The sequence below is a fragment of the Arthrobacter sp. R1-13 genome (genome assembly GCF_054161475.1).
The window spans coordinates 447,850-465,481 of sequence record NZ_CP096420.1; the positions used below are offsets into that span (position 1 = coordinate 447,850).

The following is a 17,632-nucleotide window of genomic DNA, read 5'->3' on the forward strand; positions in this document are numbered from 1 at the left end:
TTTAGCCTTAGTTGGCTTGGCGGGAGCGGGCGCTCCCGCCGCCGCGGACGGGTGGACCTTTTATCTTGAGGGACAGGTCTCTGCTCCTCCCGGCACCCGCATGAACCAACTCCGCGTCGCGCACTCAGACATTGACTCGCCCTCAGCGTGGGGAGAAGTCCCCGTTGATACAAGTGGACGCTTCCGGCTTCCCTACAGTTACGGTGTCGGACATACAGCCCTTCGAGTATTGCCCGGGGAAACCGGTCTGGCGGATACCTGGTTCGGGGATGCTCCGCGGCTGCAGGATGCAACCAAAATTTCGCTGCAGAGCAGGCATTACAGGGGCTTGAACATCACCATGGCCCCGGGCGCCATAATTTCCGGATCTGTATCGGTTCCTGCTGGCTTCGACGCTTCAAAACTCACGGTGGTCGCTGAAAGTACGCACATCACCGCCGTCCTTGAGAGAGCCGAAACGGAGCTGAAGAAATCGGTGCCTGTCTCGGTTGATGGAACTTTCCAGATCAAGGGCCTTTCTGCAAATGACTACAAGGTCCGGGTGGAGCCCGGTGAATCGGGTTTGTTGACCACTTGGTACGGCGGGGCCACCGAGGATGCCGCCGCCACTTCGGTGAGTTTGACTGAAGGTGAAACAAGAAGCGGCCTCGCCATTGATCTGAAAAAGCCTGCCTCAATCAGCGGGACAGTGGCCTTTCCCAGCGGTGTGGCCCCAGGTCCCGGAAATGTATCGGCCTCTTCGTCCCTGGGCAGCACCGTTTCCAGCGCGGCCTTCGACTCCAGCGGTATTTTTACCCTGACTCAACTGCCCCCGGGGCCGCTGACGCTCCGGTTCGGGTCCATGGATCCTGCCCTTGCCGGCACTACCTGGCATCCTGGGACTTTCGAGCGTGCAACGGCGGAAACGATCGTCCTGGCTGAAGGGGAACAGCGCACCGGTGTAGCGGCAACCATGCTCCAGGCGGGCTCTATTAGCGGCCACGTCGACGGAGGTAGGGCAGATCACAGGGTCCAATTGATTGACTCTCTTGGAAACATGCTCCAGCAGGCGCCAGTTAACTCCGCGGGAGATTACGTTGTCGCTAAGGTTGCCCCCGGCAGTTACAAAGTGCGTTTCACAGATACGAATCCTCTTCCCTCCGGACAGGTCGCACCCCAGTTCTATCCGGGAGTCGCCAATAGGGAGGCTGGTGCTGCAGTTGTAGTGACTGCAGGCTCCGCCACGGGCGGTATCGACTTCCAAGTCACACCCGGCGCGTCCATTTCAGGAACGGTGCTTGGTGAAACAGCTGTTCCGGTGTACGGAGCCATTGTCCGAGCCAGTCCCGTGAACGGCGGGCAAGACAGGGAAAGGCTGACTGACTACAAAGGGCGATTTCTGCTCCAAGGACTGCCGGACGGGGAATTCATCCTCAAAATAGTCGCTCGGCCGGAGATTATCCAAGGTGTCAGCTGGAGAACCATCTACTCCGGAAATGCGACTGAACGCAGCAAGGCTCAGGTGATAAGAATCCAAAGCGGACAGGCTGTTGACGTTGGAATATTGTCATTCGAGAGAATGGGGAATCCGTCTGAGGCGGCGGGAAAGTTCCATGCCGTGACGCCTACTCGAGTGCTCGATTCTCGCCAAACCTTGGGCCGACTCATCAATCGTGGAACCCAGGTGATTGACGTTGGAGGCCGCTATGGCATACCGGCCGACGTCAGTGCCGTCGCTGTAAACGTCACAGTCACTGAACCTTATGGGGGTGGCGTGGCATCCGCCACCGGCCTTGGCGCCATTGTCGACAGCACCTCCACCGTCAACTATGGCGACAGGGAGACAGTGCCGAATTATTCAGTGGTCCCCGTAATTGACGGGAAGATTGTCATCGGGATCGATTCTGGGTCAACCGGCTCGGCCCACGTGATCGCTGATATCGCCGGGTACTTTACCGGGGGCGGTTCGGCAGCTCTGCCGGGCACGTATTCGCCGCTGAGGCCATTCCGGGCGGTGGACAGCCGCAGCACAGGCGGTGTCGCGGGCGGTCAGACGCTGAACGTTCAGGTTGCAGGCGCTGGCGGGGTTCCCGCCGGTGCTGCCGCCGTCGTCGTAAACATCACCGCGGCCCGCTTTGGCTTTGACAGCCTGAATTACGGGCACCTCACGGCGTTTGCCAGCGGAACCAGCCGGCCGGGCACTTCCAACGTGAACTACGAACCCTTCAAGGACGTGCCGAATATGGCGGTGGTTCCTGTGGGTGCCGATGGCAAGATCAGCATCGCCAACACCTCGCCGGGAAGGACCGGGGTTGTGGTTGACGTGATGGGGTACTTCCTTCCGGGAGCCAGCACTGTTGAGGGAAGCTATCAGGCAATGGTGCCCACCCGGTTGAAGGACTCGCGCCTGGAGGCAGGGCCGGTGCATGCGTGGAGGGATGTGAGTATTCCGATTGGCGGGGCCCATGGCATTCCTGCCGGTGCGAAGGCTGCCATGGTGAACCTGACCGTCACCCAGCCCTCGGCTCCGGGCCATCTCACTGCCTACCCGTCCCGTACTGCGCTGCCGGGGGTCTCCAACGTGAACTTTACAAAGGGTCTGACGGTGGCCAACTTCGCCATCGTCCCCATCGGGGCGGACGGAAGGATCACCGTGCGCAACTCATCGACCGGGCCGATTCACCTGGTGGTGGACGTGTTTGGCTACGTCAGATAGCTGAATCCATCAGTGCTCCCTACAACCTCCGTGCGCTCCGGTTAACGCTGCAGGCCCGCTTTGCGTGCTTCCCCCAAGTGGGAGCACGCAAAGCGGGCCTAACAGTTTTTGATCAGACGCCTTTTGATCAGACGCCGACCGGGACCTTCTCCGGCTCCTGCTCTGATGCCGGAGGATCGAACGGCATGTCATCCAGGTCGATCAGCGGGTTCTCGTCCTGAGTGGCAACCAGTTCCCTGGCTTCAGCCGCCGTGTCCACGCTGGGCATAGACCCGGGCAGGGGACGCTGAGCGGACTCCTTCAGGAAGTAAATTGCTACCGCACCGATGGCCGAGGTGGCCATCAGATAGTACGCCGGCATCATGTCGTCGCCGGTGCCCTTGATGAGTGCTGCGACGATGAAGGGCGTGGTCCCACCGAAAATGGCCACAGCGAAGTTGTACGCGATTCCCATGGCTCCATATCGGCTGGCGGTGGGGAACTGCGCCGGGAGAGCTGAGGCGAGGTTGGCCACGTAGAACGCCACCGGGAAAGCGATCAGGGACAGGCCAGCGAGTGTCGACCAAGCTTCTCCGATTCCGATCAGCAGAAACGCCGGGGTAGCCAGGACTACTGTGCTGAGGGCGCCGATCCACAGAACCGGACGGCGTCCAATGCGGTCGGACAGCTTCCCCGTCAGCGGAATGCACAGGCTCATGATCACCAGGACCGGAATGGTCAGCAGCGTCCCGTGGACCGGGTCATAGCCCTTGGACTCCGTGAGGTAAGTGGGCATGTAGGAGGTCAGTGCATAACCGGCGGTGTTTGCGGCGGCAACCAGGATCATGGCAATTATGAGCGAGCGCCAGTAGGCCTTGATGATGCCTACAGGACCCTTGGCAGCGTCAACATCACCTGCTGCGGCATCCTTGCCCAAGGCTTCCTGGGCATCAAGGGTGGCCTGGAACTGGGGAGATTCCTCGATCTTGTTCCGGAAGTAAATGGCGATGAGACCCAACGGACCGGCCACCAGGAACGGTATCCTCCAGCCCCATTCCTCCATGGTGGATTGACCAAGAGTCAGTTGCAGGACCGAAACCAGCGCAGCGCCCATGGCAAAGCCCAGGTAGCTGCCCAGGTCAAGGAAGCTCGCGAAGAATCCGCGGCGCTTGTCGGGGGCATATTCGCTGACAAAGGTGGTGGCTCCGGCATATTCACCGCCGGTGGAGAAGCCCTGTACAAGCTTCAGCAGCACCAGGAGCGCTGCCGCCCAGATACCTATCTGCGCATAGCCGGGCAGGAGACCGACGGCGAAAGTACTCGCCGCCATCAGCATCAGGGTTGCTGCCAGCACCTTCTGGCGGCCAATCTTGTCGCCAAGCCATCCGAAGACAACTCCGCCAAGCGGGCGGGCGATGAAGGTTGCTGCAAAGGTTCCGAGAAGGAACAGCGTCTGCACTTCGGCGTCGGCCTCTGGCAGGAAGACAGGTCCCATCGTGGTGATCAGATAGCCGAACACTCCGACGTCGAACCATTCCATGGTGTTTCCAACGATGGTGCCGCCGAGTGCTTTTTTGAGCATGGGCTGGTTCACTACGTTGACGTCGGACTCCTTGAGTCGTCGACGCGGTATCAGCTTTTTCCTTACACCTGTTGGTGCGATGTTGTTGGTTCCGCTGGCGGTTGTAGCGCCTGCTGAAGAGTCGGTCATGCTTCGGTCATTGGGCATTTGGGCAACTCCCGTGGAGGTCATTTGCTTGCGACTTGTAGCTGCCCCGCTCCGGGCAGGCCTTCAATTTTACGCGATGTCTATGGCTTTTCCGATTCTGGTGCCGTAAGCTCATGTTTTTAAGCGTCCGTCAGACGCAAATATCAGACATATTTGTGGCCGGTCTTGCCGCATGCTGGTGCGGATTTTTCGTATTTGCGCGTTCGCCATCCAAAATTTTTGGGGATGACCGTCAAACACGGCCTCAATTGGCCATTTTTGGTGGGCCCAGCGGAACGTAAGGGCGACGAGAGCGTCCCGAACTAATCCCGGTTGCGGGGTTCACAAGTTGTCTGATTATTGTTTATGGTTGAGCCATGGGAACACTGATTTTTGAGTAGCCAGGCCGGTCGCCCTCCATCGAAGGTATCGATGGTCCGATCGCCACGTAACCACCAAAAAGTCTGCGCTTGAAGAGACCATTCCTTCGCGTTGTTCCCATTCTTGATGCTCTGTCATCGACGATTCTCCCTAGGGGCTTTTTCTGCCGTGGGGTATCCGGGTCCACGCGGTACCAAGGGGCTTCGGTCTGCCGAGGGCGCATGGAAGGAGACAAACCATGAGCAAGCAAAAGGATTCCGGCAAGGATCAGGACCGCTCCAAGGGCATCAAGTCCAAGCTGACAGAAGCCCAGAAGGAGATGCTGGCCAGTAAATCGCGGGGCGGAACAACATCCCAAAGCGTCGGCCACAACCACAAGCCCACCCACACGAGCGGAAAACAGGGGCCCGCCGAGAAGAAAGTCCGCTGGTAGGTATAGCAATCCTGGCAGCAAGAGCTACAGCATCTAAGCAGTTCCGGCACATCTGACGCTGGATGTGCATTTCATTTCATCGTGGAAGGAGGAGCAATGGCTGAACAGCAGGCTGAACAAGAAATCAAAGCCGACATCGCGGAGCACCTGGTGGCCTCTATGAATGAGATACCGCTTCCCGAGCGGACGCCACTCGGGCTGGCCAAGATCCCCGGCGAAGGACCGCAGTGGCCGGCAGGGAATGGCAAGCGCCGCCACGCCAAAGAGAGAGGCAACGGCCCTGGACGTATGGGTCAGGGGGCGGCCGTGACTGCGATCCATAGGACCAGCAGGCCCCAAATGCCTCACTCTTCCTAGAGCCGGCGGGACACGGAAATAACCTGAGGACACGCAAACGGTCTGCCGACACGCAAATATCGGTGTCGGCAGGCCGTTTGCGCATCCCGCGACCATTTGCGCGTCCCTAGCGCCCACCGCCTACACCACAGTCGCCAGCACTAGAAAGCCACCGCCTCTATCACCACGTCCTCGGGTTCCTTGTCCAGCCGCCAGCCACGCCATACCGGGTGCCGCAACTTACCGCTGCTGGTCCATTCGCCATAGGTCACTTCCCCCACCAGCCCGGGCGTGACCCAACGGGCGTCGGAGGCGTCGGCGGCCGGAATGTCGCTGAACGGGGAGGTTTTCCGTGAAATGGTCTCCAGCCGTTCCCGCAGTTCCTCCAGTTCTTGAGAGCTGAACCCGCTTCCGACCCGGCCCACGTACCGCAGCGAGGAGCCCTCAGGGATACCAAGGAGCAATGAACCGATCGAATTCCTGCGTGACCCGTTTCCCGGCCGCCAGCCACCCACCACTACTTCCTGGGTGCGCTCCACCTTAAGCTTGAGCCAGGATTTGCTCCGCTGGCCCGTGACATACCGGCTGTCCGATCTCTTGGCCATGACACCTTCCAGGCCCAGTTCCCGGGCGCTCTCCAAAATGTGTCTAACGTCGTCGTCAATGACATCGGAGAGGTACACCGGGCAGTCGGACGGCTGGTAGAACCGATCCAACCGCTCCCGCCGTTCATGCCACGGGCGGCGGCGGAGGTCTTCGCCCTCGTGAACCAGCAGATCGAAGAGCATCAGCCGCACCGGCGTCGCCTTTTGGGCCCTACGGACGTCGGCCGGCTTGGTGAGCTTCATGCGGGACTGCAGCAGCCCGAAGTCAGGTCTTCCTGAAGGTCCGACGGCGATGATCTCGCCGTCCGCCACGAAGTCACCTGGCGGCCAACATTCCCGGACAACGAGCTCCGGGTAGCTTGCGGTCATGTCATTGCCATTTCGGCTGATGAGTTTGATCCTGCTTTCCTCACCGATAACGAGTGCCCGTACCCCGTCCCATTTGAGCTCAAACCGCCAGTGGCTGTCAGTCACATCAGCGACAGCACCCGCTGTGGCCAGCATCGGGCTGAGACTGTCGACGTCGGGTGGGGGATCGGCCTTGGGTCCGGGGGCAGGACGATCGGCGGGCGCGGGATCGGTGCCCGGCTCAACGGCGTCGTCAGGGAAGGACCTGCGGGGGTGGTGCGACTTGCCGCCGGGGTCCATTAGGTGGATCAGCCACTGCCCCTGGTTGTCCTTGCCTTTTCCGGTGTTGATGAGGGCGAACTTCCGCGTGCCGCCCAAATTGCCGCCCTCTGACCCGGTGAGGGTGACAATGACCTCCTTGCCGGCGATCCATTTCTCGCATTCGTACGTGCCGCGATCCCAGATGGTGACAGAGCCGGCCCCGTACTGCCCTTTAGGTATGGTCCCCTCGAAGGTGGCGTAATCCATCGGATGGTCCTCGGTCTGGACCGCCAGATGATTTTTGTCGCTCGAGGTGGGCACGCCCTTCGGCAAGGCCCAGGAAACCAGCACACCGTCGCGCTCCAGGCGGAAATCGAAATGCAGCCGGCTGGCGTGGTGCTCCTGGATCACGAAGATCTCCTGTGGCGTTCCACCGTGGTCCGCGGAAGCCCGGTGCTGGTCGGCGGCAAAGGGCTCGGGGGTTTCGCCGGGATCCCTCATTGAGCGGTACTTTTCGAGCCGGGGATCGGCGGTCCCGCCGTCGCGTTCGCCCCGTTCGCCTTCGCCCCTTTCACCTTCGGCGATATCTGCGGAACTTTCGACGGCGGTGAAGGTTCCGTGAGAGCTGCTTACGTGCGGGTGGCCGGCTATATCGGAAATCGGAGCAAAGGGATCCTTGCCGTCCTTGACCCGCCGTACGACCTCCTCATAGTCAAGCTGGCGTAACGATGGTGAGGTGAGCTCCCGCCATGTCCGCGGCGCTGCGACAGTGGGGTGCAGCCGGCCTCGGAGGGAGTAGGGCACGATCGTGGTCTTGGCAGCGTTGTTTTGGCTCCAGTCCACCAGGACCTTACCGGTGCGCAGCGTCTTTTTCATGTCGCTGACGGCAAGCTCCGGATGGTCGGCTTCCAAAGCACGCGCCAGTTCCCTTGCAAACGCTGAGATTTGTTCGGAACTCTGAGTGCCGTCAAGTCCTGCATACAGGTGGATACCCTTACTGCCGCTGGTCACGGGTACCGGATCCAGTCCAACGTCCTTGAGGATCACGCGGGCGAGCTTGGCAACTTCGACACACTCAGCAAGGCCCGCACCTTCGCCGGGGTCCAGGTCCAGCACCATCCGGTCCGGCGGCAGGGGATCCCCGTGGGAGTCAATCCGCCACTGCGGCACGTGGATCTCCAAGGACGCTATTTGGGCCAGCCAGGTCAGGGTGGCGGGATCGTTGACCAACGGGTACTGGATGGTGCGCTCCTTGTGTGTAATGGAGGCACGGGGTATCCAGCCGGGAGCGGACTCCTCCAGGTTCTTCTGGAAAAACACCTCCCCGGGCTCCTCAGCCGTTCCTACTCCGTGGACCCACCGCTTCCGGGTGACCGGCCTGTTTTTCCCGGCAGGGATAAGGACGTGGGCCACCGCTGCATAGTAGGCCAGGACGTCCGCCTTGGTGGTGCCAGTCTCCGGGTACAGCACTTTGTCCAGGTTGGTGACCACCAATTCGCGCCCCCCGACGCGGACACGTTCCCTGCTACCGGCCATAGGGCTTCACCTCCGCCCCAGTCTGATGTTCACTTGATCCATGAGAGCCATCTGGAAAGGCGCCATCGCGTTTGGACTGGTGAACGTCCCGGTCAAGGTTTACAGCGCCACTGAGGACCATGACATCAGTCTGCACCAAGTTCACAATGCCGACGGCGGACGGATCCGCTACCAGCGTCGCTGTGAGGTGTGTAGCGAGGTCATTGACTATGCGGACATCGAAAAGGCCTACGAAGAGGGCGGCCGCACAGTGATTCTCACGCGCGACGAGATGAAAGCCATTCCGGCAGAAAACAGCCACGAGATTGAAGTGGTGGAGTTTGTGCCGTCCGAGCAGATGGACCCCATCATGTTCGAGAAGAGTTACTACCTGGAGCCTGACTCGAAGTCTCCAAAGGCGTACATGCTTCTGCGTAGGGCACTCGAGGACACAGACAGGGTTGCCATCGTCCAGTTTGCACTCCGTGATAAGACCCGCCTCGGTATACTGCGCATCCGGGACGATGTACTGATGCTCCAGTCCCTGCTGTGGCCGGATGAGGTGCGTGAAGCGAAGTTCCCGTCGCTGGATACCAGCATCAAGATTTCCTCCCAGGAAAGGGAAATGTCCGCCGCCCTTGTCGAGTCCATGGCAGGCGACTTTGAGCCGGAGCGCTTCACTGACGAGTACCAGGAGCAATTGCGCCAGCTCATTGAGGCCAAGCTTGAGCAGGGCGAATCGCTCGATACCGAGGAGACGTTTGGAGTCACTGCCGATGACGCGGGCAAGGGCGAAGTCATCGACCTGATGGAGGCTCTCAAGCGGAGCCTGGACAAGAAGCGCGGAGGCGGGGATGAGAAACCTGCCGCTGCCCCCAGCAAGTCCGCAACGGCAAAGTCCACAGCGAGTAAGTCGAGTGAGACAAAAGCGACGGCAACCAAGTCGACCGCCACCAGGTCCAGCGCCACGAAGTCGACTGCCACCAAGTCGACTGCTGCAAAGTCGACGGCGACCAAGTCCACTCCTGCGACCAAGTCCACCGCCAGGAAGGCGCCCGCCAAGAAGCAGGAAGCCGAAACCGCCACGGAAACCAAGAGCAGGCGAAAGGGCGCCTGAGAGCGGGATCCGCTGACGGCACTCCCGCTCGCGGCAGTTCATCGCCGCGATCAGGAGTTTCTGAGCGCTGAAATGAGCTCGCTTTTCTTCTTGCTTGAGTAGCCTGTCAGGCCGATCTCTTTGGCCTTGGCTTTCAGTTGCGCAACGGTCCAATCGTCGTAATCACCGGCCTTGCCCCCTTTTTTCCCCACGGAGGAGCGGCCCTTTTTGGCGGCCGCGTTGGAGATCCTGGCTGCCTTTTGCTTGGAGGCGCCGTCGTCCCGAAGCTTTTCGTAGAGCTTGGGGTCTTTGACGCTCGGATTCTTCTTCTCAGGCATGGCTATCTCGGATCTACTGGCTCGTCGTCGTCAATAATGGGATCAGTGCCCGCCGGACGCTCCGGAGAGGGAACCGCAGAGGGGATAACAGCCGGAGTGCTTGACGGAATGCCGGAAGCAGCTGTTTCAAAGGGCGGATCATCAACTTCCCCTTGCTCCACAGTGGACCGCCAAGCCCCAGTTTCTATGCCCCTTGACTCAATGAATTCCTTGAAGCGTTTGAGATCGGCGTTCACCTGGCGGCTGTCTACCCCAAGGGCAGAACCTGCCTTCTCGGCCAGGCCTTCGGGTTCCCAGTACACTTCCACGTTGACCCGGGTCCTTTGATCTTCCAAGGGTTCAAAAGTGACGGTGCCGGAATTGCGCGGCTTGTCCGTGCTGACCCAAGTAATACGCCGATCCGGCAGCTGCTCCGAGATTTTGGCATTGTATTCACGCTTCACACCGGCGATGTCGGTTCGGAAGCGAAGTGAGGTCTCATCGAGCTGCTCTACGGATTCGACACCGCTCATAAACTTCGGGAACGTTTCGAACTGGGTCCACTGGTTGTAGGCGGTGGTTACGGGTACTTCCACCTCGATGCTTTCATGCAAAGTTGCCATGGTGTTTTCCTCCCTAGGTTTTCCACGCTAGTTGGGCTCCCAGGCAAAAACAAGCAATTTTAGTAAGGAAGCTTATCGATTTAGGCTCCCATAATCGCAGCAAAAAACCGTGACCGACCCCCCGCTGCAGCCTTTCCTGGAGGGAAAAAGTCTGCTTTGCGGGGAGCCGGCCACGGTTTTAGAAGCTGGTTCTTCCGGTGCTGCTACTCGGCGTCGTGATCCGTTTCCAGGATCCGGACCAGCTGGTCCAGGGCAGCGTCTGCGCCGTCACCGTCAGCGCGCAGGACCACAACGTCCCCGTGGGATGCTCCCAGGCTCATGAGCGACAGGATGCTGGCTGCGTCCATGGCTTCGTCTACGGGCTCGCCTTCACGGGCGATAGTGATGTCGAGATCGAACTCCCCGGCTGCCTCGGCGAAGATAGCGGCGGGACGGGCGTGCAGGCCGACACGGCTGGCGACGGTTGCGGTACGTTCTGGCATTTCTGCTCCTTGCATTGCTGTACGCGGATTTCTGTTAGTGAAGGTTTTCAGACGGATCAGACAGTTACGGGAACCTTCTCCACCGTATCAACGGGTTCGCGGACGGCCCAGCGCTTGAGCGCCAGAACTGCGAAGGCGCTGACGACGGTTCCGGCAATGATCGCGACGACGAACATCGCCAGGTTGCCGATGGCGAAGAAAACGAAGATGCCGCCGTGAGGGGCCTGTGAGGTGACCCCTGTTGCCATGGTGAGTGCGCCTGTGACGGCACCACCGACCATGCTCGCAGGGATGACACGCAGGGGATCGGCCGCAGCGAAGGGGATGGCGCCTTCGGAGATGAAGGACGCGCCCAGCAGCCAGGCGGCCTTGCCGTTTTCGCGTTCGGCCAGGCTGAAGCGCTTCTTATCCAGCACGGTGGCCAGGGCCATCGCCAGGGGAGGGACCATGCCGGCAGCCATGACAGTTGCCATGATCTGCCAAGGAGCCTGGTTGGTGGCGCTTCCGGCGCTGAGTCCTGCAACTGCAAAGGCGTAGGCAACCTTGTTGACCGGTCCACCGAGGTCGAAGCACATCATGAGGCCCAGAATGATGCCCAAGATCACTGCGGACGCGCCGCTCATACCGGACAACCAGGCGTTCAAGGCATCCGTGAGGTTCTTGATGGGGCCGCCAAGAACGAGGAACATCAGTCCGGAGGCAACAATCGACGCGAGCAACGGAATGATGACAACCGGCATCAGTCCGCGCAGCCAGCGCGGCACCGCCCATGAACCGATGACGTGCGCGACGTAGCCAGCCAGGAGACCACCAACGATACCTCCGAGGAAGCCGGCACCCATGAACCCGGCTACCGCACCTGCAACGAAGCCGGGCGCGATACCGGGCCGGTCAGCGATGGCGTAGGCAATGTAACCAGCGAGCGCGGGAACCAGGAAGCCCATAGACAAGGCGCCGATCTTGAAAGCAACTGTCCCAAGGTAAAGGGCGAGGTTTCCGTCGGGAAGGTTGAAGAGTGTGCTGCTGGCCAGGATGTCATTGGCCTTCGTGCCCAGCGCGATGTCGAAACCGGCAAGCAGGAAGCCCAGAGCAATAAGCAGACCGCCACCGGCCACGAACGGGATCATGTAGCTGACACCCGTGAGGAGAGCCTTCTTCAGCTTTTGGCCGATGTGCTCGCCCTTTTCCATCTCGGCGTTTTGGGCCTGCTCCTCGGCACCAAAGTGCGGAACACGGCGTGCGTTGGGGTTGTCTGCCGCCGCGAGTGCCTCCTGGACCATCTTGCCCGGCTCGTCGATGCCGCGCTTGACGGGAGCGTTGATGACAGGCTTCCCGGCGAACCGCTCCTTGCCGCGCACGTCAACATCGACGGCGAAGATTACTGCGTCGGCGGCCGCGATGACTGCGGGGTCCAGCGGCTTGGCACCTGAAGAACCCTGCGTTTCCACCTGCAGGTCCACGCCGACTTCCTTGGCCGCAGCCACAAGGGAATCCGCGGCCATGTAGGTGTGGGCGATGCCGGTGGGGCACGCCGTCACAGCCACAAGGCGCTTAACGCCGTTCCCGGAGGCCGGGGCTTCTGCCGTGACAGGAGCAAACCCGGCGGATTCGCTGGTTGTTCCGGCAGTAGCGCCGGCAGCTGTGGCGCCGGTTGCTGTAGCGGCCGCGTGTGCTGCAGGCTTGTCGGCTACAGCTCCCTCAACCAGCTCGACGATTTCCGCTTCAGTGGATGCCGCGCGGAGTGCACCGGTGAAGTCCTTTTTGATGAGGGACCGGGCGAGCTTGGAAAGGAGCTTCAGGTGCTCCTGGTCCGCTCCGTCCGGTGCCGCAATGAAGAAGATGAGGTCGGCGGGGCCGTCCTTCGCGCCGAAGTCCACAGGCTGGGAGAGCCGGGCCATGGCCAGCGTGGGAACAACAACGGCACCGGAGCGGCAGTGCGGAATGGCGATGCCACCCGGCACACCGGTTGCTGTCTTCTGTTCGCGGGCAAAGGCGTCCGCAAAGAGTCCTTGAACCTCAGTGGCGCGTCCGGTCGCAGCAACTTTGCTGGCGAGGTGCCGGATCACATCCTCGGGCGAATTGCCCAGATCCTGGTCAAGAATGACCAATTCGGTGGTGATGAGCTGAGTCATGTCAGTCCTTCCGGAGGGCCGTGATGGTTACGGCATCGGGGGTGGTTTGGTGGACTGCCGGAACTGTGGAGCCCGGCAGGGAAGCGGCGGCGGCACCGTGTGCCACAGCCTGACGGAGGCAATCGGCCGGGGCCGCGCCTTGGCTGGAAGCGAGCAGATAACCTGCGAGCGAGGAATCGCCGGCGCCGACGGTACTGACGGCCTTGACCGGCGCATGAGTAGCCAGCCACGCGCCGTCGGGCGTTACAAGAACCGCGCCCTTGGAGCCCAAGGTGGCAAGAACAGCACCCACCCCGGAGCGGACGACGGCGGCAGCCGCGTTTGCTGCTGCCAGCGGATCCGCTTCAAGTTCCTCGGCAGAAACTACCGTCGTGAAGCCGGCGGCTGCGGCCAGTTCCGCAAGTTCCTCCGCATTGGGTTTGAGAAGGTCCGGCTTACCGGAGATGCCGCCGTTTTCATCCCCCGATATGGCAGCGCTCAGTGGTTCACCAGAGGAGTCGACGGCGATGCGGGGGGCATCATGACCGTTACTCATGGAACGGAGCCGCCGGGTAACGGTGGCATAGAAGTCGGCGGGGACCCCGGGTGGGAGTGAGCCAGCCAGAACGACCCAGCTGGCGCCGTGAGAGCGTTCCAGCAGCAGCCCGATCAGGGCCTCCTGCTGTTCGGCGTTCAGCGCAGGGCCGGGTTCGTTGATTTTGGTCGTCACACCGCCTGGTTCGGTCAGTGCCACGTTGGTCCTCAACGGCTCGCCGATGGCAAGCGCGGCAAAAGGAACACCGCCATCCCGCAGCCCTCCCAGCACGGGATCCCCATCGCCGCCTGGAAGTATGGCGATGGTTTCGAGTCCAGAAGAAACCAACGCACGGGAGACATTTACGCCTTTCCCGCCGGACTCCTGGCTTACTGAAACTGCTCGTTGGACTTCGCCGCGTTCCAAGGGTGATGGCAGCGCCACGGTGCGGTCCAGGCTGGGATTGGCTGTAAGGGTGACAATCATGCGATCACCACCTCTACGCCGGCTTCGGCCAGGGCCGCTGCCAGTTCCGGGCTGGGTTCACTGTTTGTAATCAAGGTATCCAGATCTTTCAACGAAGCGAACTGGACCAGGGTCTCTGCATCCAGCTTGGACGAATCGGCCAACACAACGATGCGGCGGGCCGATTGGACGAAGGCAGCCTTGGCGGCGGCTTCTTCAGGATCGGGAGTGCTCAGCCCGAAGGCTGCGTGTATTCCATTGGTGCCGATGAAGGCGATGTCGGGACGAATTCGTTGCGCCGCCTCCACTGTTGACTGGCCCACTGCGGCCTGGGTCAGTCCGCGGACGCGGCCTCCCAGGATCTGGAGGGCAATTCCGGGTTCTCCTGCAAGCTTTCCCGCGATGGGAATCGCGTTGGTGATAACCACCAGTTCGTTGCCGTCCGCCACGGCCGGGGCCGAAGACGGATCAGACATCCGAAGAGCGAGAAGATCCGCCAGCGCTTCCGTGGTGGAGCCGGCGTCCATCAGGATGCTTCCCGACGGGCCTTCCGGAACGAAGGCCAAAGCAGCCTCCGCGATCCTGAGTTTTTCCGGTTGCTTCTGCACCGTACGAACCAGGATGCTTTCCTCGGTGGTGCTGAATCGATCGGCGGCAACTGCTCCGCCGTGGACGCGACGCAGGCTTCCAACCGATTCAAGGGCCGCAAGGTCCCTGCGGACGGTTTCGGTGGTGATGCTGAACCGCTCCGCCAAATCAGTGACGCTGGCCCGGCCGCTCTCAGCGACAAGCCCTGCGATCAACTGCTGGCGCTCTTCAGCAAACACTTACCCTCCATTGCGTACAGGTCGATTACTGCGGGAAGCTGAAAGTGTGACTCCCCGGAAGATGGTTCCTTGGTGCCCGTGACAGGCATCACACTGATGTTGAATACCTTGACTTTATCTTTGATCGTGTTGGTTTGTCAATGAAAAAACCACACAAACAAAGATCAGCAAAAAAGGACCGCCCTCCTCTCGCTTGGCTTGCTCAGCGAAAGAAGGGCGGCCCTTTCTGTTGGGCAGAGGGTGCAATCGGGATGCTGGGTTATGCCTTCACTGCCGGAGCTGGTTGAGCATTGAGGCCAGCTTGGAGCGCCGGCTTGAAGCCCTTTGCGATGAGGTAGACGGCGAGGCAGATTTCCCAGGCAAATACCGGGATGGCCCCAACTCCTGCCCACACTGAAACTTGCTCATAGGCGCCGAACATCTGGGCGATGCCCGAGGTGAACACCAGCGGACCGCCGATCAGTCCGAGTACGGCGATGAATCTGGGCACGAGGGCGGACCGGTACAGCAGGTAAGCAAGAAGCGCCGTGTTGGTTCCGCAGATCAGGCTGGGCCCGATCAAAAATGCCCAGTTGTTGAAGGCGGCCAGGGCGCTCACGAGGGGGATGGTGTTGGTGCCCGCCAGGTCTGTCAGATCCTGCCTCAGGGTCACGATAGTAAGGAGGGGTATTGCGCCCACGGCTATGACACCCGCCTCAAGGGTCCGTAGCGCCACATAGCCGAGCGCAACCCCTTCGTTCTGGCGTTTGATCACGGGGTAGAGGGCCACTCCGGTTCCGACAATCGTGAGGGCCAGGACCACTTCAAGGAGTACGCCCAAAAACACCTGGCTGTCCTGGCCTCCGCCGTCAATGTAGGCCGGATTGCTGAGGACAGGCAGGTAGAGGACGCGTGCCGTAATTGAGCTGACGTGGGTGGCGAGGAAGAGGATGCCGGCAGCCAGGGCGATTCTTCGGGTTGAAATCATTTCGTCTCTCCTACGGTTAGAGGTGTACGGCGTACACCAGCGGTGAATATGACGATAGGTGTACGTTGTACACTTGTCAACAGACAGGCCGCACTTCTAACGAAAGGTGGTTCCCTTGGCTCAGTCTGGAAATTCTGAGCGCCGCGCGCCCCTGAGCAGGGAGCGGGTCCTGCATGCCGCCGTCGCCCTCGCTGATGAAGCGGGAGTTGAGTCTCTCAGCATGCGTAAGCTCTCCCAAAAGCTCGATGTTGTGCCGATGGCGCTCTACAAACATGTGGCGAACAAGGAAGAGCTCCTGGATGGCATGGTGGAGGTTATCGTCAGCGAGATCGATACCCGGGTCCGGGACGAGAACTGGAAGGACGCAGTACGGCTGCGGATCCTCTCCGCCCGGGAAGCCATGCTGCGCCACCGTTGGGCATCCCAGGTGGTTGAGTCCCGCACGCATGCGCCGCCGGTGGTGCTCGAGTATATGGATTCGTTGATCCGTCTCTTTCGGGCGGGGGGACTTTCGGCCGACCTTACCCACCACGTGATGCACGCTCTCGGGAGCAGGATGTGGGGATTTACCCAGGAGGTGTTTCCCACGCCGCCCCCGCCCGCGGATCCTGAAGAGCGGGCAGCTCTGTTCCACCACGTGGCAGCGCAGTATCCGTACATCATTGAAATTGCCACGGCGGGGTCTCACGAACAGGAAACGGCCGTTGGCACTGGATGCGACGACCAGTTCGAGTTCGAGTTTGCCCTGGACCTCCTCCTTGACGGCTTTGAGCGGCTCCATCAGCAGAACTGGACGAGCAGGGCCAAGCCGGGCATACGGTAGGGGGTAGGAGGCTGCTGAAATATCCGCGGGTTAGGTCCGGTCACTGGAAGGGGCGGGCTCTCGCGGAGGATAACCCCTTGTCCCGGACGCCAGGTGCCGTAGACTCGCGATTGCGAAGGATGGTCAATGCTCGTGTGGGGACGGACGGGAATGGTGCAACACTGGCTGAAGAAGCATGACTGTACTCTCCACACCACTGAAGTTATCGAGCGTCTGGGACTCCTCGTGCCATGCGTCGCGGAGGAAGAGGGTACGCCTGTTCAGCCGGCCGATTTGGCGGACTGGATCTCCGTCGAGTCCGAGGACGAACCCGAGATCGCCAACCACGGCTGGCTGGTGGAACTGGACGACGGGGTCGGTCTGCTCGTTCGCCCCGATCACGACGACCTGGCGGACCTGTTGGGAGAGCAGGTCGGCGTCCGCTCGGTTGTCCAGCTCGATCGGGAAGTGTTTGCTGTTGAAGCGCCCCGGTTGTGTGCCGATGGACTGCGCGCAGCCGTTATGCAGGCCGTCGCTGCTGCCAACAGGAGGGCCCGCGACCCGCATCTGGCTGATCAGCCGGGGAGCCCGGCCGGAGACGGCTTCGCCCCGCCCCTGCCAGCGGCCACGCCTCAGGCAACACAATCTGCACAGACGGTGGAACCTCCAGAAGACGACGACTTGTGCCGGCTGGTCTCCGATGACGCCGCCAGTGACGGCCGAAGAGTTCAAATATGGGTCAACCGGAACGGCATCCTCATCCTGCCCGCCGGCACCATCCCGCACGGTCCCTTGGACCACAGCGAGAACCCACACTTTCAGCGGGCCACCGTTTCGTCAGCTCGTGCCGTGGGCCTTGCAAAGCGTCATACAGGCAGATGGATCCCATACGCCTCCCTCAGCAAGCTCCGGCTGCGCCGGCCCGGGCTGGTACGACGCCGGTGGACAGCTACGGTCGTCGAGCAGAGTGGCGATTCTCTCCCCTTGAGCTGGCGCGGAACCCGTCCACACGCACTGTTGTTCTGGGGGTACGTCGTTGCCCGGGGCGGCCTCGGCCGGGTGGATGGGCTGCCTTAGAGGACGAACGGGATAAGTAGGCTGCGCTGGTCGTATACAGGATTTCACACGATGCGTCGCCGTCATCCA

The 17,632-nt window shown here is 61.1% G+C and carries 15 protein-coding genes; 6 read left to right on the top strand and 9 right to left on the bottom strand.

Annotated elements, in window-relative coordinates; translation table 11 throughout:
* The first annotated feature begins 100 nt into the window (after window positions 1-100).
* On the top strand, window positions 101-2,695 hold the full coding sequence (locus M1D88_RS02200) for a carboxypeptidase-like regulatory domain-containing protein (protein ID WP_458112989.1): 2,595 nt from the start codon (window positions 101-103) through the stop codon (window positions 2,693-2,695).
* A gap of 127 nt (window positions 2,696-2,822) precedes the next feature.
* Here M1D88_RS02200 and M1D88_RS02205 read toward each other — a convergent pair whose 3' ends face one another.
* Window positions 2,823-4,403, bottom strand: a complete 1,581-nt coding sequence (locus M1D88_RS02205) for an MFS transporter (RefSeq protein WP_458114608.1) — start codon at window positions 4,401-4,403, stop codon at window positions 2,823-2,825.
* Between the two features lie 598 nt (window positions 4,404-5,001).
* Here M1D88_RS02205 and M1D88_RS02210 point away from each other — a divergent pair.
* A complete protein-coding gene (locus M1D88_RS02210) occupies window positions 5,002-5,196 on the top strand; it encodes a hypothetical protein (protein WP_458112990.1) in 195 nt (64 codons plus the stop codon).
* A gap of 96 nt (window positions 5,197-5,292) precedes the next feature.
* On the top strand, window positions 5,293-5,553 hold the full coding sequence (locus M1D88_RS02215; RefSeq protein WP_458112991.1) for a hypothetical protein: 261 nt from the start codon (window positions 5,293-5,295) through the stop codon (window positions 5,551-5,553).
* A 140-nt stretch (window positions 5,554-5,693) separates the two neighbouring features.
* On the opposite strand, the gene M1D88_RS02220 is transcribed toward M1D88_RS02215, so the two are convergent.
* Window positions 5,694-8,282, bottom strand: a complete 2,589-nt coding sequence (locus M1D88_RS02220) for an ATP-dependent DNA ligase (protein ID WP_458112992.1) — start codon at window positions 8,280-8,282, stop codon at window positions 5,694-5,696.
* A 40-nt stretch (window positions 8,283-8,322) separates the two neighbouring features.
* Between M1D88_RS02220 and ku the strand changes: the two genes are divergently transcribed.
* Window positions 8,323-9,378, top strand: a complete 1,056-nt coding sequence (ku, locus tag M1D88_RS02225) for a non-homologous end joining protein Ku (protein WP_458112993.1) — start codon at window positions 8,323-8,325, stop codon at window positions 9,376-9,378.
* A 50-nt stretch (window positions 9,379-9,428) separates the two neighbouring features.
* Here ku and M1D88_RS02230 read toward each other — a convergent pair whose 3' ends face one another.
* The 7 genes from M1D88_RS02230 to M1D88_RS02260 form a co-directional block, all read right to left on the bottom strand.
* A complete protein-coding gene (locus M1D88_RS02230) occupies window positions 9,429-9,695 on the bottom strand; it encodes a DUF7218 family protein (protein ID WP_458112994.1) in 267 nt (88 codons plus the stop codon).
* 2 nt (window positions 9,696-9,697) lie between these two features.
* A complete protein-coding gene (locus tag M1D88_RS02235) occupies window positions 9,698-10,297 on the bottom strand; it encodes an SRPBCC family protein (protein WP_458112995.1) in 600 nt (199 codons plus the stop codon).
* A 203-nt stretch (window positions 10,298-10,500) separates the two neighbouring features.
* The gene (locus M1D88_RS02240) at window positions 10,501-10,779 is read right to left on the bottom strand and encodes an HPr family phosphocarrier protein (RefSeq protein WP_458112996.1); all 279 of its coding nucleotides are present in this window, start codon (window positions 10,777-10,779) and stop codon (window positions 10,501-10,503) included.
* Window positions 10,780-10,835: 56 nt separating this feature from the next.
* Complete coding sequence (locus M1D88_RS02245) at window positions 10,836-12,911, bottom strand: PTS fructose transporter subunit IIABC (RefSeq protein WP_458112997.1); 2,076 nt, start codon at window positions 12,909-12,911, stop codon at window positions 10,836-10,838.
* Between the two features lies 1 nt (window position 12,912).
* Window positions 12,913-13,911, bottom strand: a complete 999-nt coding sequence (locus tag M1D88_RS02250; RefSeq protein WP_458112998.1) for a 1-phosphofructokinase family hexose kinase — start codon at window positions 13,909-13,911, stop codon at window positions 12,913-12,915.
* Window positions 13,908-14,717, bottom strand: coding sequence for a DeoR/GlpR family DNA-binding transcription regulator (locus M1D88_RS02255; protein ID WP_458112999.1), 810 nt, complete (start codon window positions 14,715-14,717; stop codon window positions 13,908-13,910). Before M1D88_RS02255 ends, M1D88_RS02250 begins: the two co-directional genes overlap by 4 nt.
* A 259-nt stretch (window positions 14,718-14,976) precedes the next feature.
* Window positions 14,977-15,684: a DUF4386 domain-containing protein gene (locus M1D88_RS02260; RefSeq protein WP_458113000.1), complete on the bottom strand. Its 708-nt coding sequence runs from the start codon at window positions 15,682-15,684 to the stop codon at window positions 14,977-14,979.
* Window positions 15,685-15,799: 115 nt separating this feature from the next.
* On the opposite strand from M1D88_RS02260, the gene M1D88_RS02265 reads away from it, so the two are divergent.
* The gene (locus M1D88_RS02265; protein WP_458113001.1) at window positions 15,800-16,507 is read left to right on the top strand and encodes a TetR/AcrR family transcriptional regulator C-terminal domain-containing protein; all 708 of its coding nucleotides are present in this window, start codon (window positions 15,800-15,802) and stop codon (window positions 16,505-16,507) included.
* A gap of 126 nt (window positions 16,508-16,633) precedes the next feature.
* A complete protein-coding gene (locus M1D88_RS02270) occupies window positions 16,634-17,563 on the top strand; it encodes a hypothetical protein (RefSeq protein ID WP_458113002.1) in 930 nt (309 codons plus the stop codon).
* The last annotated feature ends 69 nt before the right edge of the window (window positions 17,564-17,632 follow it).